General features: G+C 61.7%; 12 protein-coding genes, 1 tRNA gene and 1 pseudogene. 5 read left to right on the top strand and 9 right to left on the bottom strand.

Annotated features, from left to right (window positions below):
• Nucleotides 1-74 precede the first annotated feature (74 nt).
• Nucleotides 75-1,987, top strand: a pseudogene (locus BGP85_RS08365) (tyrosine-protein phosphatase).
• Between the two features lie 32 nt (nucleotides 1,988-2,019).
• Here BGP85_RS08365 and BGP85_RS08360 read toward each other — a convergent pair.
• The 3 genes from BGP85_RS08360 to BGP85_RS08350 all read right to left on the bottom strand — a co-directional run bounded on the left by BGP85_RS08360 (nucleotide 2,020) and on the right by BGP85_RS08350 (nucleotide 5,332).
• A complete protein-coding gene (locus BGP85_RS08360) occupies nucleotides 2,020-2,958 on the bottom strand; it encodes a helix-turn-helix transcriptional regulator (protein WP_374755298.1) in 939 nt (312 codons plus the stop codon).
• A gap of 259 nt (nucleotides 2,959-3,217) precedes the next feature.
• The gene (locus BGP85_RS08355; protein WP_103446736.1) at nucleotides 3,218-3,934 is read right to left on the bottom strand and encodes a glycosyltransferase family 25 protein; all 717 of its coding nucleotides are present in this window, start codon (nucleotides 3,932-3,934) and stop codon (nucleotides 3,218-3,220) included.
• A gap of 24 nt (nucleotides 3,935-3,958) precedes the next feature.
• Nucleotides 3,959-5,332: an oligosaccharide flippase family protein gene (locus tag BGP85_RS08350; RefSeq protein WP_103446735.1), complete on the bottom strand. Its 1,374-nt coding sequence runs from the start codon at nucleotides 5,330-5,332 to the stop codon at nucleotides 3,959-3,961.
• 239 nt (nucleotides 5,333-5,571) lie between these two features.
• Here BGP85_RS08350 and BGP85_RS08345 point away from each other — a divergent pair, with 239 nt between their 5' ends.
• A complete protein-coding gene (locus tag BGP85_RS08345) occupies nucleotides 5,572-7,071 on the top strand; it encodes a sensor domain-containing diguanylate cyclase (protein WP_103446734.1) in 1,500 nt (499 codons plus the stop codon).
• Nucleotides 7,072-7,093: 22 nt separating this feature from the next.
• On the opposite strand, the gene BGP85_RS08340 is transcribed toward BGP85_RS08345, so the two are convergent.
• The 6 genes from BGP85_RS08340 to BGP85_RS08315 form a co-directional block, all read right to left on the bottom strand.
• Nucleotides 7,094-11,674 carry an NEL-type E3 ubiquitin ligase domain-containing protein gene (locus BGP85_RS08340; protein WP_103446733.1) on the bottom strand — a complete coding sequence of 1,527 codons (4,581 nt, stop codon included), beginning with the start codon at nucleotides 11,672-11,674 and terminating at the stop codon, nucleotides 7,094-7,096.
• Between the two features lie 602 nt (nucleotides 11,675-12,276).
• Nucleotides 12,277-12,352, bottom strand: a tRNA-Gly gene (locus tag BGP85_RS08335).
• A 63-nt stretch (nucleotides 12,353-12,415) separates the two neighbouring features.
• Entirely contained in the window at nucleotides 12,416-12,976 is a 561-nt protein-coding gene (pgsA, locus tag BGP85_RS08330) for a CDP-diacylglycerol--glycerol-3-phosphate 3-phosphatidyltransferase (protein ID WP_103446732.1), read from the bottom strand.
• 33 nt (nucleotides 12,977-13,009) lie between these two features.
• A complete protein-coding gene (gene uvrC, locus BGP85_RS08325) occupies nucleotides 13,010-14,833 on the bottom strand; it encodes an excinuclease ABC subunit UvrC (RefSeq protein WP_103446731.1) in 1,824 nt (607 codons plus the stop codon).
• Between the two features lie 6 nt (nucleotides 14,834-14,839).
• Complete coding sequence (gacA, locus tag BGP85_RS08320) at nucleotides 14,840-15,478, bottom strand: response regulator transcription factor GacA (RefSeq protein WP_054884910.1); 639 nt, start codon at nucleotides 15,476-15,478, stop codon at nucleotides 14,840-14,842.
• 63 nt (nucleotides 15,479-15,541) lie between these two features.
• Complete coding sequence (locus BGP85_RS08315) at nucleotides 15,542-15,931, bottom strand: helix-turn-helix domain-containing protein (RefSeq protein ID WP_103446730.1); 390 nt, start codon at nucleotides 15,929-15,931, stop codon at nucleotides 15,542-15,544.
• 525 nt (nucleotides 15,932-16,456) lie between these two features.
• On the opposite strand from BGP85_RS08315, the gene BGP85_RS08310 reads away from it, so the two are divergent.
• The 3 genes from BGP85_RS08310 (at nucleotide 16,457) to BGP85_RS08300 (ending at nucleotide 20,565) form a co-directional block, all read left to right on the top strand.
• The gene (locus tag BGP85_RS08310) at nucleotides 16,457-17,764 is read left to right on the top strand and encodes a nucleotide sugar dehydrogenase (RefSeq protein ID WP_103446729.1); all 1,308 of its coding nucleotides are present in this window, start codon (nucleotides 16,457-16,459) and stop codon (nucleotides 17,762-17,764) included.
• A 91-nt stretch (nucleotides 17,765-17,855) separates the two neighbouring features.
• Nucleotides 17,856-19,385, top strand: coding sequence for a glycosyltransferase (locus BGP85_RS08305; RefSeq protein ID WP_181004468.1), 1,530 nt, complete (start codon nucleotides 17,856-17,858; stop codon nucleotides 19,383-19,385).
• 16 nt (nucleotides 19,386-19,401) lie between these two features.
• Nucleotides 19,402-20,565, top strand: a complete 1,164-nt coding sequence (locus tag BGP85_RS08300; RefSeq protein ID WP_103446728.1) for a PilZ domain-containing protein — start codon at nucleotides 19,402-19,404, stop codon at nucleotides 20,563-20,565.
• The last annotated feature ends 1 nt before the right edge of the window (nucleotide 20,566 follow it).

Raw genomic sequence — 20,566 nt, 5'->3', positions numbered from 1 at the left:
GAAACTTGTAACATCCAGTTTCATCTTGCCCACGGACAGTAGCCAGCCCAACGCACCTGATCGAGGCTACTTCCGTGTTGCAACGTCTATTCTGCTCCGTGTCCCTGCTGGCCCTGGCCATTTCCACCGCCCATGCCGCCGACGCGCTCGACGCCCCGCGCCTGGCCGGCATGGATAACTTCCGCGACATCGCCGGCACCACCAGCGCCTACACCACCAGCCACGATGGGGTGATGCGTGGCGGGGTGTTCTACCGCTCCAACGCCCTGACGCCGACGGCGGCCGACCTCGCCATCCTCAACAGCCTGGGCATCAGCGATGTCTACGACCTGCGCACCCCCAGCGAAATCGCCAGCACCCCCGACACCCTGCCAGCCGGCGCCAGCTACACCAACATCGACATCATCGGCAGCACCACGTCGGGTTCGAACATCACCAGCATGTCGTTCAGCAGCGCCGCCCAGGCGCGGGCGATGATGCAGGACACCAACCGCGCCTTCGTCAGCGATGCCGGCATGCGTGGGCAGTTCAGCGTACTGTTCAACGAACTGGCCAGCGCCGACGGTGCCGCGCTGTTCCACTGCACCGCCGGCAAGGACCGCACCGGCTGGACCGCCGCCGTGCTGCTGAGCATCGCCGGGGTCGACGACGCCACTATCATGAGCAACTACCTGGCCACCAACGACTATACCGCCGCCCGTGTGGCCGCGACGCTGGCCGCCATGCCAGCGAGCATGGCCGCGATCTACGCGCCGCTGCTCGGGGTCGAAGCCAGCTATCTGCAGGCTGGCCTGGATGAGCTCACCGCCGAATACGGGACCATGGACAATTACCTGAAACAGGGCCTGGGCTGTCGCAGGAAACCATCTACGTGCTGCGCGGCAAGATGGTGCGCTACGGCACGCTGCCCGGCGAAGCCGGCCTGCTGGGCAACGACGCGGCGGGGGCGCAGTTGCTACGCCAACTGCAGGACACCTCGCTCTCGGGCAGCTACACCGCCTACAACTACTACCTGCAGTCGGCCATCGACGCCGGCACGCTGGGTGGCGTCGAGTCGACCGTGGGTGGCCAGGTGCATGCCGACGCCGCCAGCTTCCTGCTGCGCCAGGGGGCGATGATCGACCGTGCGGCCGCGCCCTTTGCCGATGGCAGCGACCTCAAGGTCGGCCAGTCGCGCCTGTGGAGCACCGCCCTGGCCGGCTACCTGGGTACCGATGGTTCTTCCCACGCCGCCAGCAGCAACGAGCACAGCCAGGGCCTGATGGTCGGCATGACTCAGCGCTTCTCCGAGCAGCTCAGCGCCCATGCAGGGTTCGGCTACAGCAATGGCAATGTAGGCGGCGCCGGTGGCGAGGCGGACACCGACCTGACCTTCCTCAGCCTGGGGGCGCGCTTCGCGCCGAATGGCCTGGAGCAAGGTCTGTTCATCAACGCCGATGCCAGCGCCGGCTTGCTCGACTATTCGAGCAAGCGCGAACTCGGCGGCGGCCTGGGTACGGCCAAGGGCGACAGCCACGGCACCCTGGCCGGCAGCAGCCTGGCGCTGGGCTACCGCTTTCCCACCGGCGCCATGGTGCTGGAGCCGAGCCTCGGGCTGCGGGTCAGCCGCGTTGACGTAAATGGCTTCACCGAGAAAGGCAGCGAGTTGGCCCTGCAGGTTGATGACCTGAAAGAAACCCGTCGCGCTGCTGTGGCCAACCTCAAGGCCTCCTTCGCGCCGGTCGCCATGGGCAACTGGCAGCTGGTGCCAGGTGTCGAGGTGGGTTACGAGCATGTGCTGGGCGATCATGAGGTCGACAGCGAAGGCCATCTGCTGGGGCTGGATATCGAGCAGCAGGCGGCCTTTGATAATCGTGACCAGTTCATGGGTGGCGTGAACCTGATGGCCAACCTCGGGGCGCTGAGTGTCGGTGCCGAAGTGGCAGCCATGGGTGGCGGGGACAGCCATGGGGTCAGTGGCAGCCTCAAGGCCAGTTATGCCTTCTGATGCCTGAAGGGGGGCCACTTTGTGGCCCCCGACTACCGGCGCCGAATCAAAGCCGGGCTGACACCAAAGGCTTGCTGAAAGTACTGGGCAAACCGCCCGGCATTGCTGAAACCATGGTGCAAGGCAACCTCCGCCACCGACCCGCCCTCCCCGCGCGCCAGCACCTCTCGCGCCTGCTCCAGCCGCACCTGCCGCTGATAGCCAACAATCGATGTCCCGGCAAAACGCCGAAAGCCATCCTGCAAGGCCCGCAGGCTGACATTGGCCAACCCCGCCAGCTCGCTGCCACTGACTTGCCTGGCCGGATGCTCGCGCAAATAGGCCATGGCCAGCTTCACGTGCCGCGGTGCAATCGCCGGGGCCGGCTTGCGCAATGCCTCGCTGTAGTTGTGCGGCCAGGTTTCGAGGAGCGCGTCGACCAGCATCTCCTGCAAGCGCACAGGCATCAGCAGGCCGGTGTTGATCAACTGGTCGAACTCGGTCCCGGTTGCCAGTTCGAGCAAGGCCCGGATCCCCTGAAACGCCGGGTTGCCCAGGTCGACCTGCGGCGCGAAGCGAATCGGCGCAGGCAAGGGTTGTTCGAGCAGGGTCGAAAGCCGCTCGGCGAACGCGCTGCGGCGGATCGACATACCGCACTGGGCATGCCCATCGGTGATCCTCACCGAACGGATGTCGAGCTTGTCCACTGCCAGGCCGACCTGGGCACCGCCGATCGACTCGCTGCGGTGGTCGAAGATGATCTTGCCCGCAGTAGGCAGCACAAAGGTAATTTCGTCCTGCGGCGCCGGCAGGACGATGGTGAAGTCGCCCCGATACTGCATGTGCCGCACGCTCATGCCGCCGAAACGGCCGTAGACGCCACCGATGGCGATACCTTCGCCCAGTGGCGGCATGTCGGCATACAAGTTGCCGTACAGTTGCGTGAACAAGGCGGCGAACTCGTCGCTGCGCATGTCGCTGGAACGGAGCATGAACTGCTTGCGGGTCGTGCCGGGATACACCGCTGCACACCTTGTGCCACGAAATGGGACCGGCACACTATCAGCCGCGCATGACAGGCATGTGACGCCCTAAATGCGTGGTCGCCCAGAAGTGGTTCCAGCGGGTCCATGTTCAGCCGGCTGGCCTTGGCACACCTCAGCACTTCGCTGTCCTTGAGCAACTTTTGGGAAGGCCTGATTGCGACATCGGGCACTATCAGCCCAATACTGAAATTGAATGCGCTGAAGGCTATCGGGTTCTCCTGAGTTTTTCCGCCTTCAAGCGCCGATACAAGGCCATCACCGGCCGCAGCATGGCCAGCCGGTCGAATATCGACAAGGCATGCAGGTCGGTGCGCGAAGGCCTTTGGTAACCGAGGCTCCAGGTGAAGTAGTAGGCCTGGATGTTCTTGTCGGTGTGGATCAGCGTGTTGAGGGCCGCGTCATAGTGCATCGGCCCGCCGTCGGGGTGCCCTGGCGGGCGCTGCAGGATCTGCGCGAGAAAGTCCCGCAGCTTGCCCACGCTCTTGCCGTTCACCGCATAGAAGTGCGACAGGTGGATGGGGCGATCGACCGGTGCCCAGCCCGGGGTATCGGAATTGCCCTCGCAGGAATGGCCCAGGTATGCAATGTCCCAGTCCATGCCTTGCAGGGACTCGATGGCCTTCTTGCCAAACGGTCCAATGTGCCGGGAAAACTGGATGTCGTCTTCCATGATGAGGATGTTGTCGACATTCAGGCGCACGGCTTCTTCCAGTATCTGCATGTGGCTCATGAAGCAGCCCCGGGCGCCGATGCTGGGGAAGCCCTCTTGGCCGGTAGGCGTCACTGCCGGGAAAAAGCCGATCTTTTGGTCATCGATGTGGAAGCCGTTGCGGGCGAACTCGGCTTCGGTTTCTTCGCGGCGGTCCGTTCTGGACGGGATATTGATGATTCGGGTCCGATCAAAAAAGTCGATCACATTCATCGTTCAGGTCCTTGGTACAGCCGATCAGAAGGCGAACAGGTGGCTGATGAACTGGCCACACAGGGCGCCAAACACCATGACGGGCAAGACCACCAGTTCACGCTTGATACTCAGCATGCCCAGCTGGTGGCTGACCTTGAAGATCAGGAACAGCGTGAAGAAGGTATGCAGGGCCACCCCCCACAGTGCGTAGGTCACCCCGCCGATGGCCAGCAGCAACGGCATCAGGGTGAACAGCGCCACCACCCGGATGATGTTGTCCATGGCCATGTACTTGGTCAGCCCCAAGGCCATCCAGATCTGTTGCGTCAGGCCGTAGCGCAAGGTGAACAGCGACAGCGACAGAATCGCCATCATGTGCCCGGCGTCCTGGTACCGGGCGTCATACAGCCAATGGATGATCAGCGGGCTGGCGGTGAACAGGAAGCCGCAGGTGAACAGGGTCAGCACATCGAAGATCAGCCTGAAGCGGAAATACAGATTGCGCAGGCGCTCCATGTCGCCGGTCCTGGCCGCCTCGCTGAAGGCCGGCAAGGCGACCGCCCCGGCCAGCCGCTGCAGGCTGAGCTGGAAGGCCGCCAGAATGCCCACGGCAATCGAATACACCCCCAGCTGCGCCACGGTCATGCTGCCGCCGAACCAGATCCGGTCGCCCTGCATGGCCAGCACGCCGACGGCGGACGACAGAAACACCCAACGGCCGTAATTGACGATCTCGCGCAGGGCTGCCGGGTCCCACTGCGGGCGGTCTTTGTGCCCCGGGAAAATCATATGGCTGAGCACTGTGGTCACCAGAGTGGAGATCAGGCCTGCTGCCACCAGCGCCCAGATGGAACGGAAGAGATAACCGATCACCAGCATCACCACCAGGCCGGCGATTTGCGAAACCAGTTCGACCAGCACCACTTTCTTCTGCTGGAAGGTGCGGATGGCCACATCGATCTTGGTTGACTGGAAGGCGAAGATGATCGCGAAAAAGCCGGTGACAGCCAGTATCCCGGGCAGCTGAGGGTCAGCGTAGGTGGAATGCATCGGCCACATTTCGAAGTGCTGGGAAATCCACGACGCCAGCGCCACCAGCTGCATCACCACAAACAGCCCCAGGCCGCGAATGATCTGCAGTGACCAGATGGTATTGAGGAACAGCGGCTCGTCGCCGCGCGGGCTTTGAATGATGTTTTGCCGCAGCCCTACATCGGACAGCAACAGCAGCAACACCGAAACCGTGGTGGCAATGGCCATGAGGCCGAACATTTCCGGCAGCAGCAAACGGGTGATAATCAGGTTGCCACCCAATCGGATGACCTGGGAGGCGACGATGGAGCCGATATTCAGTGCCCCAGCCAACAACACGCGTTTGCGAAGACTTTGCGAGGACGACAGATCGATCGTAGACATGGCACCCACAGTCCCTGTTTTTATGACGTTACTATAGTCTCAATCTGCCATGTTGCTATGGCGCCAATGATCATCCCCACGGATGGCCGCACCCTGCCCGGCATGGCCCGGCGTTACGGTAGTTACTGCGCTTTCAGGTAGCGCCTTGTATGCTTGCCTGCAGCCAGGAATGGCTATATGCCATGGCTTTCAACGATTGATCGCCAGCGTCGGAATTCGGATTTCCATCAGGTACTACCGTGAAGCGTGACATTCAACTCGTCGTTCTGCTGCTATCAGTCATTGGTTGCTCCCTCGCTTCGCTGACGCTCTGGAAAGTCATGGCTTCCCGCGAACGCGCCCTTGCAGAAGTCGACATCCATGGCCTGAACCTGACCCAAGCCCTGTCCACCTACTCCGAGGGGATTGTCCGGCAAAGCTCCATGATCCTGCTCGGGCTGGTCGAACGCCTTGAAACCGAAGGCAGCGGGCCACGGCAGATCGAACGCCTCAGCCAGCTTGTCAGCAGGCAGCAACCGCTGATGCCGCAGTTGAGCGGGATCACCGTATACGACAGGGACGGGCGCTGGCTGATGTCCTCCAACCGCCCCATCCCGGCCGGTGCCAACAGCAGCGACCGGGCGTACTTCATCCACCACCGTGACGACCCTTCCCGCGAGCCCTTCATAGGGCTGCCCATACGCAGCCGCGCTACTCAGGAATGGGTCATCACCATCAGCCGCCGCTTCGACGACGTCACCGGGCAATTCGCCGGTGTGGTGGCCGTGACCTTGGGCGTGGAGAATTTCCTGCGCCTGTTCGGCCAGATCGACCTCGGCCACGACGGGGCCATCGGGCTGTCCTACACCGATGGCTCGCTGCTGGTGCGTTACCCGTTTCGCGAGCAGGACATGGGGCGCAATTTTTCCAGCTCGCCCATTTATGCCAAGTACCTGATCGACAAGTCGGTGGGTACCGCTTCGTTCACGTCAAGCCTGGATGGCGTCGAACGCCTGTATGCGTTTCGCAAGAGCGACCAGCTTCCTCTGGTGACCACTGTCGCCCTGGGCAAGCGTGAGGCACTGGCGGCCTGGCAGCTGGAAGCGCAACTGTCGGCGCTGGTGGTGAGCGGCCTGCTACTGCTGATCGGCAGTATCGGCTGGCTGTTGATCGGCGCCATGCGTCGTCGCAGCCTGGCAGAAGGTGAACTGCGGGTGACCCAGCAGCAACTGCTCGACAGCAACCAGCAACTGGAGCGCCTGGCGATGCACGATGCGCTGACCGGACTTGCCAACCGGCGCCGCTTCAACGAGACCCTGGCCCAGGAGGTCGGCAGGGCCAGGCGTAGTGGCAGGCCCCTAGCGCTGCTGATGATCGACATCGATCACTTCAAGCGTTACAACGACAGCCACGGCCACCTGGCCGGTGACGCCTGCCTGCAGCAAGTGGCCCAGCGCCTTGCGGGCTGCACGCGCCGGCCACCCGACTTGCTGGCGCGCTACGGCGGCGAGGAGCTGGCAGCGATCCTGCCGGATACCGACTGCGCAGGCGCGGCCAGGGTAGCCCAGGCGATGCTCGACTGCCTGGCCCTGGAACCGCTTGCCCACGCTGACAGTCCTTTTGAAAAGGTGACCGTAAGCATCGGCGTCGCCAGTGCCCGTGGCTGCGACCTGGACAACAGCGAGGCGCTGCTGGCACGCGCCGACCAAGCACTGTACGTCGCCAAGGAAGCGGGTCGCAACCGCCTGCATATCGGCTGAGAACGACGCGCGCGGCAACTGCTTAAACCGCGGACGCCCCCGGCGACACAGGCTCTTCTGTACCACCGCTCGCCTGCGGATCAGCGCCAGGCTCCAGCGCAGCCAAGGTCAACTCCTCCATCAATTGACGCTGTGCAGCCTGGCGCGCATCCCGCACCCGGTTCATCTCCGTCAGCCGTTCACCGTCCGGAACAGCCTGCTCGTCCATCAGCACATTCAACTGCTCATGAAAAGGCGCATCGACGGCTTCAAATCGCGCCCCATAGGTTCGCTGCAAATGGTCCTGCCAAAAACCACGTTCGACAAGGGATGCAGCAACTGTGGCGGAAGTTTCAGCCTCCCGAACACGCGCCAGTGCATCGGCCACACCCGCCTCGTCTACCCGAGCAGACTCTCTGAACAGCATGCCGCCGGGCTGCGCAGGCAAGTCGAGCGCATCACGCAGGGACACTCGATAGGCCAGCCCGACCTCGACCTCATCAGGATCTGCCCCATCCTTTCGCCGGGCCTGTATCTCCTCAAGTGCAATGCGGTTTACCTCATCCAGCCGCCACAACTGTCGCCCCAGGTGCAACAAACCCTCTTCTCGATCTTCAGCACCGCGCTGCGTTTGCCACACCAACATGCGCAGCTCCAAGTTGCTGAAGGTAAGCGCTGCACCATCCTGGCAATTGGTTTCGTCTACCTCGTTGAATAACTCCTCCCGCAAGCTGGAGTACTCCGACATAGCCACAATCATCGAGTACACGCGATCTGCCAACGCCTGAGGACTCTGATGAAAATCGGCCGAACGCAGCAGGAGTGTGAGCATGGAGAAAAACTCGCCTGACCGAGGGGCGCTCTGGAGATTGTCCCAATGCAAAGAGAACTCTCCTCTATGTGTACTCTGGCAGGCATCCAACCAACGCCGACGGGAGTGCCCTACGGCATCGACAACCACCTCTTCACGCAACGTTCCCACGCCTTCCAAGGATGCTCGCAAGCGCGAGATCTCCATCTCGGTCAGTGGATTACCGCGTACCAGAATGCTACGGCGGATCCACCCGGGCGCTCGATAGAAATGCTCAGGCAAGCGATCAATCTGGTTGTCACGCAAATCAGCCAAAAGCAAATCCGGTCGATCCGTCAGAGCATTAGGCAGTTGGTTGATCCCCGTACTGCGCATATGTAATCGTCGTAGCCGGCCAAGCCCGGCCAGCGAGAACACCCGCCCAAGGGGATTGAACGAAAGGTTGATGTACTCCAGTGATTCACAACAGGCCAGTATGGTTGCCTGAGCAGGCGTCATCACAATCTGGTTACCAAAGAGGTCCAGACTCTGCAATAATCTGATTTGCATCAGCTGCAATGGCAATTGTGTGAGTCGATTCCCTGGAAGCTCTAATGTTCTCAGGTTCGGAAACGCCCGTATGAACTGCTCCGGCAGCGCTGTGAGCCCCACTTCAAAAACCGCCATCTCGGTGACATGGCCAAAGCTGACCTGTGAGGGCAGTTCAGGCAGCGCCGGGAGTGATAGATTGAAGATGGCCCAACGATAACTGTGGGTCTGCCCAGTGGCTGGTCCTGGGTAAGTGAGTCGTCGCCGCCAGCAATTGACCAACGACTCACGAAACTCTCGCCGCACGCTGCGCTCCCCTCCCATCGGAGCACGCATCTGCCATTGATGAAGACTGGTTCCGAGTGCCTCCAGTTCCTGCCCCAACCTTTGCAGCTCCGATTCCAGGTTCAGCCCTGCTGCCTGTACATCGCTAATCCAAGTAAGGGACTGCTCATCAGAGAATGATGGATAGAGAGAACGAATAATGGCGAACAGTGCTTGCGGTCGTCTTCTAACTGGCGCGCCCCCCTCGCCCCGCCCACTCAACGGGTAACCAATACGCCCGTCTTGTATACGTTGGGGCGGCGTAAACCATACTCCGTCGCCTTGGCGCCGCCCAAACAGCGCCTGGACTTCCGCACGTCGAACGTTAGCAAGCCGAGCCAGTAGCACCCGCAGGTTATGAGCAATCGGATCGCTTACTCCCAAAGATTGCCGCAGCCCTTCGTCGTAGGCTGAGGCCATGATGTCAAACAGTTCCCCTGGAGCCCCCACGGCAGTGCCTTGATCATCAAGCAACTGAAAGCGCCCATCCCGATGCAAGAGCCCGCGTTGTCGAGTGCCAGACTCGCTATCCAGCAACTTAATGTTTGCGTCACTCCCAGCCTCAAGTAGCCGCCAACGAATGCCGGTGGAGGCATTCGGTAGATACTTGCTCATTGCCACTGCAGCTCTTGCAGTGTCCGCATTCTGCGGGGAATCGATCACCACCGATTCATAGGCCCTCGCCGTGCGAATCCGCTGCACACAGTTGCGGACAGCCTCTGACAAACTCAATGAAATGCGTTTGTCGACTTCCAGTAGACGACGATCCGTCACACTGGCAGCGCTTATCAAGCCTCTCGCCGCTGGCCCATGCAAACTGGTGAATACCCGGCGAAGCTGCGCCACACCGGATGAGTCGGTTTCCTGCATGCTTTCGTACAGTCGCTGGAACAGCTCACGCCTTCGAGGCGAGATTTGATTGGCCAAGTCGGCACTGACGCTTGTACTGTTCCCCAGCAGGCTGCGGGCATGCTCAAGCACAAGCTGATCCGTTACAGCTTTGCCTGAACGAAGATCGCCAATGACATTGCGAATACGTTGATCAAGCTTGACGCGTAGCACCGTGTCCATCACTTCGGGATCAAGTGCCCGACCGTACACATGAAGTCCACGCAGATGCTCTGCATCCAACGCATGAGCCGCCAGAACCTGGTCGATCTGCTCTTCATCCAACCCTTGGGCATCCTCGCCAAAACGGCGGAACAAGGTGTGAAGGTCATCCCATTGGGCAGGCTGTTCGCTCCACAAACGCCAGGCACCTGCGCCGTTGTGGCATAGCAACGGTGCGTGACCCTCCCGAGCCAACAGCCGCCACGCCCCCGTTGTCACTCGTTGCTCTACTGCGTAGTAGCCTCCGTCAATCTCCACCCACGCGAACGTACCCAGGCGATGAATGCCCTGGGCGTCCCGAACGGCCCCTGGCGCTGGCCCGGCCAATCTATAAGGCAAGAGGTCCTGGTTCCACAGTTTGACCGTGCCATCTTCAAGGTGAGCAGGCACCAGCTCATCGACCACTGTGGCGCCATGCCATAAACGTCGGGTCAAAAGCAAACCCGCCGATGTCACTGTCATCGCCGCGACATCGCCCCCCACATTGAGCAAGTGACCGAGTGCTTCATTGTCGTCACCCTCACGCCAGGCATCGATGCCATGGTAAACCTCGCCCAATAGCCTCCATGCCGTGATGGCAAGCAAGCCGAGGCCAATGGCAGGTACAAACAGGCCTGCCAGGTTCAGCAGCGTCCATCCCTCGGCCGCCAGTCGCCGGTTATGCGCGACTTCGACCGCCCGGTCCAGCTTGGCCACCGGCACGGCGATCATGGCTGCATCATCTTTGATCTGTGCTATACGCGCTGTCGCCAGTGTATTGAACAGCGGCAACCCATACGGCTCGACCTCTTCATTGAGTTCGTAATTGGCGGTCGAGACCAGATCGGCATAGGCTGGAATGATTTCACCGAAGAAGGCCTGGCTATCGCGCCGTCGTACAAAGCGAGTGAAGAACTTTTGGTAACTCGGCTCGCGCAAGCGCCGGCCCAGCGCATTTGCGAATTTGCGCAGACTCTCGAATGCACACCAAGCGCCATGTTCATCACCCGGAATGTGCACGAGTACCCGCTTGATGGTGTTGCGAATGATGCCTTCGTCCATGACCGCGAGCACGACGATCTGCTGCATCGTATGGCCCAACAGTTGAAGACGGTTAGCGACTACAGGATCGCCATTCAACCTACCCAAGGCATTGTCGTTGCAAAGTCCCGCGATCAATTGCAGTTCCGCCTGAGTCAGCACACCTGTGAGCTTGGCCTCATAGGCATCCACCAGCAGCGCATCACGATGGGCATCAGCCAACAGGCGAGGCGTGCCCGATGCCTGATCGAAACCGGACGTGGGCTGCAATGCTTCGTCCAGATGCTGTTGATACTGCGCGCCTAGGTCCAACTCTCGACAGAACCGCGCAAACTGGTCCGCACTGGGTGGCGTCACGCTGCCCTGCCGAGGATTCAACAAACGGTTTCCCCTGGGTTGCGCGCCGTCCAGGGTTCTGTCCGAAGCAGTCTCTGCCTCAGTGAAATTGCGCAAGGCCGCCTCCAGCAGCGGCATCGGCTCGTACTTCACTTCGGTGAGGTGCGCGCCCACGGGTAGCGCATTGATCACGACCTCCCGATTGCCAACCAGCATCTGCCAACGTCGAACGTTGTACGCATGGCCGAACTTCGCCTGCATTTGCGAGGCCAGGATCGGCGTTGCGAATGCGTCGATGCCCTCAATCTGCGCCAGGACCCTCGACAGGTGGCGGCGAGTGTCCAGGCTTCGGCGCATTGCTGCGCGAAGCTGTTGCAGTTCTTCCGTGGTAGCAGCTTTCAGCCAGGCGGGGAGGCGCTTGGCAATGATGCTGTCCTGATAGGCTTGCGCCAATGCGAGCGCGTCGGGAACGGTGGATGCTCGATCTGTCTGCATGACAATACCCAATGGGATGATTGAGCAATCAACCTATCGGAGCACGCTGTCGAGGGGGTGTATACAGTTAACACCCGCGCTTGAGCCCCTGCTCGGGGGAGAAATGGTGTCTGCCTTTGGCCTGTGTCCTCATTTCTACCTATTGCCAGAAAGCCAGGCACTCGTGCAAAAGGCAGTGGAATCCCACCGACCTCGTCTGCACGAGACAAACATACCGCTGATCTGGGACGCAAGGTCTTTGCCAAGGCATCGGAGACATGGCCCTAGGCTCTTGCGCTGGGCCTTGGTCACGGGTGGGTTCAACCCATGCACCACGAGGCATCCAATAGCAGCCTGACGCTGCTGCGCCCGCACGTCAGCGTGTCCATCAACGAGTTGTATCAGTGGCCGCCAATGTCATGTGGCTGGCCGAACGTCCGCATCTTGCCGCACTACGCGAGGCCAGCGTCAATGACACTCACGTGCCTTGTGGACCTTCGTGCTGTACTTAAATTTCGTGGCTGCTGATGGGTTCAGGCAGACTGCGCTGAAACGAAAAAAGACGCCGAAGCGTCTATTTTCAAGTATCTACAGACTTCCATGGAACTCTGTAGATCTATATTTGGAGCGGGAAACGAGACTCGAACTCGCGACCCCGACCTTGGCAAGGTCGTGCTCTACCAACTGAGCTATTCCCGCGTCGTGATGGGTGCCATTCTAGCGATATCTGAAACGGCGTCAACCCCTTGATTCAAAAAACTTTTATTTTTGCTCGGAGCCTTCGCGCAGATGCGGCCAGGCGGCTACCAGGTAGTGCACCATCGACCACAGGGTCAGGGCAGCTGCCACCAGCAGCAGGCCATAGCCCAGTACCACCCAGAAGCTCACCACCGGCGGGTTGGCCAGCAGGATCACCAGCGCCAGCATCTGCGCCGCAGTCTTCCACTTGCCGAGGTTGGACACCGCCACATGCGCACGTGCCCCCAGTTCGGCCATCCACTCGCGCAGCGCCGAAACGACGATTTCGCGACCGATGATCACCGCCGCTGGCAGGGTCAGCCAGAAGTTGGCGTGCACCTGCACCAGCAGCACCAAGGCCACGGCCACCATCAGCTTGTCGGCCACAGGGTCGAGGAAGGCGCCGAATGGGGTGCTTTGCTGCAGGCGACGCGCCAGGTAGCCGTCCAGCCAGTCGGTGGCGGCGGCGATGGCAAACACCGTGCTGGCAGCCATGTAGCTCCAGTGATAGGGCATATAGAACAGCAGGATGAAGATCGGGATGAGCAGGACGCGTAGAACGGTGAGCAGGTTTGGAATATTCATCGGTACGACTGGCTGCGGGTTGAACCCGGCATTCTACTCGCTATGCAGGCTGGCATAAATCGACTCGGCAAGCTTTTTACTGATGCCGGGGGCTTTGGCGATCTCATCGATACTGGCGCGGTTGAGCTCCTGCAGGCCGCCAAAGTGTTTCAGCAGGTCGCGGCGGCGCTTGGGCCCTACCCCGGCGACGTCTTCCAGGCTCGAGGTACGGCGGGCCTTGCCGCGCCGGGCACGATGGCCGGTGATGGCAAACCGGTGGGCTTCGTCGCGGATCTGCTGGATCAGGTGCAGCGCCGGGTTGTCGCCTTTGAGGGTGAACTCGTGGGCCACGTCGTTAAGGTACAGGGTCTCGAAGCCAGCCTTGCGGGTCACGCCCTTGGCCACGCCGAGCAGGGTCAGGTCGGTGAAAGCCAGCTCCTGCATCACTTCGCGGGCCATGTTCAGCTGGCCCTTGCCGCCGTCCACCAGCAGCACGTCGGGCAACTTGCCCTCGCCGTCCTTGATCCGCCCATAACGGCGGGTCAGGGCTTGGTGCATGGCGGCATAGTCGTCGCCACCGGTAACGCCTTCGATGTTGAAGCGACGGTAATCCGACTTGATCGGGCCCTCCGGGCCAAACACCACGCAGCTGGCCACCGTGGCCTCGCCGCTGGAGTGGCTGATGTCATAGCATTCCAGGCGCTGCGGAACTTCATCCAGCCCGAGCACTTCGGCCAGGGCCTCGAAGCGTGCGGCCATGTGCTGGCGGTTGGCCAGGCGGGCATTGAGCGCCTGCTCGGCGTTGGTCACCGCCAGTTGCTGCCAGCGCGCACGGGTGCCGCGCACGCGGTGGCTGATGGCCAGCTCGCGACCGCGCAGGCTCTGCACGGCTTCGGTGATGGCCTCGAAGTCTTCGTGCACCACGTTGACGATCAACTCGCCAGGCAGCTCGCGCTCGGCATTGCCCAGGTAGTACTGCGACAGGAACGCGGCCATGACTTCGGCCACCTCCTCCTCGATGCCCACCTGCGGGAAAAAGTTCTTGCTGCCCAGCACCCGGCCACCGCGCACGCTGATCAGGTGCACACAGGCACCACCCGGGTTGACGAAGGCGGCCACCACATCGACATCGCCGGAGCCGCCTTCGATGTACTGCTGGTCCTGGACCCGGCGTAACAAGGCAATCTGGTCGCGCAGTTCGGCGGCCTTCTCGAAGTTGAGGGCCATGGCCGCCTTTTCCATGGCCTCGTTGAGCTCGTTGCCCAACTGCTGGCTGCGCCCTTCAAGGAACATCACCGAGTGACGCACGTCCTCGGCATATTCCTCGGGTGTGACCAGGTTGGTGCACGGCCCTTTGCAACGCTTGATCTGGTATTGCAGGCACGGGCGAGTGCGGTTGGCGAAGTAGCTGTCTTCGCACTGGCGCACGGAAAAGGCTTTCTGCAGCAGGCTGAGGCTCTCGCGAATGGCGCCCGCACTGGGGTACGGCCCGAAATAACGCCCCTTGGCTTTCTTCGCCCCGCGATGAATGCCCAGGCGCGGGAACTCACCGTCCGAAAGGAACACGTACGGATAAGACTTATCGTCGCGCAACAGGATGTTGTACGGCGGGCGCCACTGCTTGATCAGGTTCTGCTCGAGCAGCAGCGCCTCGGTCTCGTTGGCGGTGATGGTGGTTTCGACCTGGGCGATGCGCCCCACCAGCGCGGCGGTTTTCGGCGCCAGGCCGGTCTTGCGGAAATAGCTGGCCAGGCGCTTCTTGAGGTTCTTGGCCTTGCCCACATAGAGCAACCGCGCCTCGGCGTCGAACATCCGGTAAACGCCCGGGCGACCACTGCAGGTCGCCAGGAATGCGCTGGAATCAAAGACTTGTGACATGAAGGTTTACAGGCTTGCGTCAACCATACCGTGGCGAACGGCCAGCAAGGTCAGTTCGACGTCGCTGGTGACCGAGAGTTTTTCGAAGATCCGATAACGGTAAGTATTGACGGTCTTGGGCGACAGGCACAACTTGTCGGAGATGATCTGCACTTTCTGGCAGCCGACGATCATCAGTGCAATCTGGATTTCCCGTTCCGACAGCGCATCGAACGGTGACGCCTGCGGCTGGAACGACTTGAGCGCCAGCTGCTGGGCGATCTGAGGGCTGATATAGCGCTGGCCGGCAAACGCCAGGCGAATCGCCTGGACCATTTCGTCCAGCCCTGCGCCCTTGGTCAGGTAACCGGCGGCACCGGCCTGCATCAGGCGGGTCGGGAACGGGTCTTCTTCACACACGGTAACCGCCACCACCTTGATGTCGGGGTGGCTGCGCAACAGCTTGCGGGTGGCTTCCAGGCCGCCGATCCCAGGCATCTTGACGTCCATCAGCACGACGTCAGGCTTCAGTTCCCGGGCGAGCTTCAGCGCCGACTCGCCCGAATCCGCCTCACCCACCACCTGCAGGCCATCGATATCAGCCAGCATACGGGTAATACCGGTTCGAACCAGATCGTGATCGTCGACCACTAGGACCCTAATCAAGCAGACACCTCGTCAACAGGGCGATTGGATCCCGCCACCTTAACAAAATTTTTCATGGCGGACCTAGCGTAAAACTTCCTTCAGAAACGTCCGACGCTCATGACGCGGTTGCCGTGCCTGCTCACTGCTGCTGCTCTCACCTACCAGACGTCCCAACAAGTGCCACAAAGCCGCCTTGTCGGCCGCTGGCAAACGCCGAAACGCGCTCAGCAGACCACTTTCATCCGCCGTCAGGCTCTCCAGCGGTGCCGGCGTACGCTCACCGCTGAGCACATACAGCGCATCCACACCCTGGTTCGCCAGTGCCGCCAGGTAGTCCGCCCGCGGCGTGCGTTCACCACTTTCGTACTTGCCCTGGGCATTGGGCTCGACGCCACCGATATCACCGAATACCCGCTGGGTCATGCCCAGCCGTTCACGCTCTTCCCGCAGGCGTGGACCGAGTCCTTTCATATGACGTTTCTCCTGGTTCCTTTGCCGTCATGGGTGCTGCTCACAATCCTGTAAGCAGTTGCAGACTGTGCAGTCACTATGCCCATCGCCGGCCAGCGTCGCAAGCCAGTATTGCGCCACCAGTCAGCCCTGCGAGGCCCTGATTTAGAGGGATTTGATACGTCCGGCGGTGCATGCCAAGCCGCACAACGCGAGGGAGAAACCGCAAAGGCGCCACGCCTTTGGCGTCACTTTATTGCCGCTTGCGGCATTATCATTTTTTTGACGCCCAACTAACAGCAACTTTAAATGATTGATTTATAAGGGTTTTTAAACTTTCACATGGAGCTTGTAAGTTATTTTCAAACAAATAGACATCAAGGCTTGCAATAAAAATAAAAACGCCTTTAGGCTGTAAGAAGACAACTAAGAAACAGCCTGCAACGCCACTTCTGAGCGCGGCTTACTTCTGCGCGTCTGCCATTACGACAACTTCATGAACGATGTATCTCGGCCGGCTTTGCCGTGCCCCAGGGAGAGGGATCTATGAACATCAGCATCTTTGGACTTGGCTATGTTGGCGCTGTCTGCGCGGGGTGCCTGTCGGCCCGCGGCCACAATGTGCTGGGGGTGGACATTTCCCCGGCGAAAATCGAACTGATCAACCAGGGCAAGTCGCCCATCGTCGAGCCGGGCCTGGAGCAGCTGCTCCAGGAAGGCGTCAGCAAGGGCCGCCTGCGCGGCACCACCGATGTGCAGGCGGCGATCCTCGCCACTGACCTGTCGCTGCTGTGCGTCGGCACCCCGAGCAAGAAGAACGGCGACCTGGACCTGGTGTACATGGAAGCGGTCTGCCGGGAAATCGGCACCGCCCTGCGCGACAAGGGCAGCCGCCACACCGTGGTGGTGCGCAGTACCGTGCTGCCAGGCACGGTGAAGAACGTGGTAGTGCCGGTCCTCGAGCAGTACTCGGGCAAACAGGCCGGCGTCGACTTCGGCGTGGCGGTCAACCCGGAATTCCTGCGCGAAAGCACCGCGATCCAGGACTACGACTACCCGGCCATGACCGTGATCGGTGAACTGGACAGCCAGTCGGGCGACCTGCTCGCGTCGCTGTACAGCGAGCTCGACGCGCCGATCATCCGCAAGCCGATCGAAGTTGCCGAGATGATCAAGTACACCTGCAACGTGTGGCACGCGGCCAAGGTGACCTTCGCCAACGAGATCGGCAACATCGCCAAGGCTGCCGGTGTCGATGGCCGTGAGGTGATGGATGTGGTCTGCCAGGACCACAAGCTCAACCTGTCGCGCTACTACCTGCGCCCGGGCTTTGCCTTCGGCGGCTCGTGCCTGCCCAAGGACGTGCGCGCCCTCACCTACCGCGCCGCCAGCCTGGACGTGAAGGCACCGCTGCTCGACTCGCTGATGGCCAGCAACGTCTCGCAGGTGCAGAACGCCTTCGACCTCATCGAGCGCCAGGACAAACGCAAGATCGCCCTGCTCGGCCTTGCCTTCAAGGCCGGCACCGACGACCTGCGCGAAAGCCCCCTGGTGGAACTTGCCGAGCGCTTGATCGGCAAGGGCTACCAGCTGCACATCTTCGACGAGAACGTCGAATACGCCCGCGTGCACGGGGCCAACAAGGAGTTCATCGAAGCGAAGATCCCGCATGTTTCGTCGCTGCTGCACAGCGACCTGCAGCAGGTGATCGATGACGCCGAGGTGATCGTCCTGGGCAACAACGACCCGCGCTTCGCCAGCGCCCTGCAAGCCGACAACGGCAAGCAGGTGATCGACCTGGTCGGCTTCATGCCCGGCCTGAGCGACAGCCGCACCCAAGGCATCTGCTGGTAACCGAGCCGGCACCCACCGCGCTCCACCTGCCACAGGCTCACGCCTGGGCGGGGTGGCGCGCGGGCACCGCAAAAACAGGAGTCAAGGCGACATGGATCGACAGCAACCACCCTTCGTGGCACCCGGCTACCTGCGCGCAGCCGCCAGCTTCTTCGGCTGGGCGTGCCTCGCCGGGCTGATCGCGCTGGCCTCGGAGATGGTCGCGCCGCAGTACCTGGACCCGAACCACCACCTGTTCATCTTCATCATCGGCACGCTGGGTATGTGGCGCTACGGCAACGCCATCGTCCACTACCTGCGCGGCATGTATTTCCTGCACTGGAAGTTCCCGCGCCTGCGCCGGCAGGTCGAGCGCCTGGGCGATGCCGCACTGCCCTCGCACATGTTCATGGTGGTGACCAGCTTCCGCATCCCCACCACGACCACCTTCAAGGTCTACCAGTCGGTATTCCAGGAAGTGCAACGGCTGAACGTGCCATGCACGGTGATCGCCTCGATCGTCGAGAAAGGCGACGAGACCTTCATCAAGGAGATCATGCGCAACGAGGTCAAGGACCGCGACGACATCAAGCTGGTTATCGTTCGCGCCCGTGGCACCGGCAAGCGTGACGGCCTGGCCCATGCCTTCCGTGCGCTGTCGCGGCAGATGCCGCTCAATGACGCGGTGGTCGGGGTGGTCGACGGCGACACCATGATGCTGCCCGGTTGCGTCGAACGTGCGGTCAAGCTGTTTGCCGTGCTGCCGGACGTGGGCGGCCTGACCACCAACGAATTCTGCGAAGTCGAAGGCAGCCGCTGGATGCGCCAGTGGCACTCGATGCGCTTCGTCCAGCGCCACATCAACATGTGCTCGATGGCCCTGTCGCACCGGGTACTGACCCTGACCGGGCGGCTGTCGTTCTTCCGCGCCGAAGTGATGACCGACCCCGAGTTCATCCGCGACGTCGAAGCCGACTTCCTCGAACACTGGCGCCTGGGCCGCTTCCAGTTCCTCACCGGTGACGACAAGTCGAGCTGGCTGAGCCTGATGCGCGCCGGCTGGAACACCTACTACGTGCCCGACAGCCACACCTTGACCGTCGAGCACCCGCCCAGTGACAGCTTCCTGGTTGCCACCCGCCAGCTGATGTTCCGCTGGTACGGCAACTCGCTGCGACAGAACTTCCGCGCCACCGCCCTGCTTGGTCGCGCCCGCCTGGGGCTGTTCACCCTGTATGTGCTGCTCGACCAGCGCGTGTCGATGTGGACCTGCCTGATGGGCCTGACCGCCTCGGTGGTGGCCGGCCTGGTGTTCGGCATCCAGTACTTGCTGGTGTACCTGTTCTGGGTGCTGATCTCGCGCAGCCTGGTGACGGTGTTGTTCGTCTTCGCCGGCCACCCGGTCAGCCCGATGTACCCCTTCGTTCTTTATTACAACCAGATCGTCGGTTCGCTGATGAAGGTCTACGCGATGTTCCACATGGACCAGCAAAGCTGGACGCGGCAGAAGACCACCCTGGCCACTGGCAGCGTCGACTTCGACGCCCGCCTCAACCGCTGGTCCTCGAAGGCGATGCTGTGCTCGTCGATCGCGATCTTCTTCGGGGTCATCACCGTTCTTTTACAACTCTCGCAACGTTAAGGAAAGGCGCCTGCACATGAGTACCACGAACATTCCCGCGGCCCCGGGCAAGACAGCGGCCAATATCGTCCACGAAGCAGTCGACGAGCGCCAGTACGTGCGCACCCGCATGAACGCGCGGGTGCGCCTGGCCACTGCCGGGCAGACCCCGTTCGAAGTGGCCCTGCAGGACATCTCCTTGGGTGGCCTGGGCCTGACCCACGACGCACCGCTGAAAGTCGGCACGCTGTTCGACGCTTCGATTCGCCTGCGCCTGAACCAGGTGGACCTGAACATCGACAGCAAGATCCGCATCGTCTCCCAGCGTGGCAGCGAAGTGGGCGCGCAGTTCGTCGAGCTCGATGCGCAGAAACGCGACATCCTGCGCTACCTGATCAGCGCCTACATGTCCGGCGAAATCGCTGACATCAATGGCCTGTTCAATGTCATGCAGCGCGAGAACTACATCAAGGAACGCAAGCAGAAGTACGCCAGCGCACGCACCCCAGGCGCCCGCCTCAAGGCCTTGACCGGCACCTTGCTGTACACCGCTGCTGGCGTCGCCGCGCTGGCCTTCGTTGGCTACAAGGGCTACCTGCTGTTCTTCCGTATCCCGGCGCTGCAGGCCCAGGTGGCGACCAACGCCCAGGTCATCAGCATGCCCGACAACGGCTATGTGAAGTACCTGCTGCCCGCCGGCGCCACCGAAGTGCAGGCCGGCCAGCCGCTGGCCAGCATCTCCACGCAGCTGGCCACCAGCTTCACCAGCCCGGCCGACATGAAGGCGGTCGCCGACCTGTCGCCTGGCGACCTGCAGACCCTGCTCGGCCGCGCCACCATCGAAACGGTAATTAACAGCCCGTGCGACTGCACGGTCTACTACCCGAGCCAGCGCCTGGACGGCTACGGCTACAAGGAAGCCCCGCTGATGCACCTGCTGCCCAAAGACCAGGGCCTGTTCGTGCGCGCTAACGTGCCGTTCGACAAGCTCGCCGATGTCGACCGGGTGAAGTCGGTGGACATGCAGGTGTTTGGCCTCGACCAGCACTACAGCGGCAAAGTGGTCGACGCGCGCGTCGACGAGGTCAACCGCAACCTGGCGCTGACCATCCAGCCTGACAGCCCGCTGCCGGCCGCGGCCTACCAGAAAGCAGTGGCGGTCGACCTGTTCATGGGCCTGCCGTTCGGCGCAGCGCGCTAAA

The sequence above is a fragment of the Pseudomonas putida genome (assembly GCF_002906855.1).
Lineage (GTDB): Bacteria > Pseudomonadota > Gammaproteobacteria > Pseudomonadales > Pseudomonadaceae > Aquipseudomonas > Aquipseudomonas putida_N.
Note: the sequence above shows the minus strand (reverse complement) of the source record. Positions and strands in the feature narration are given on the sequence as shown.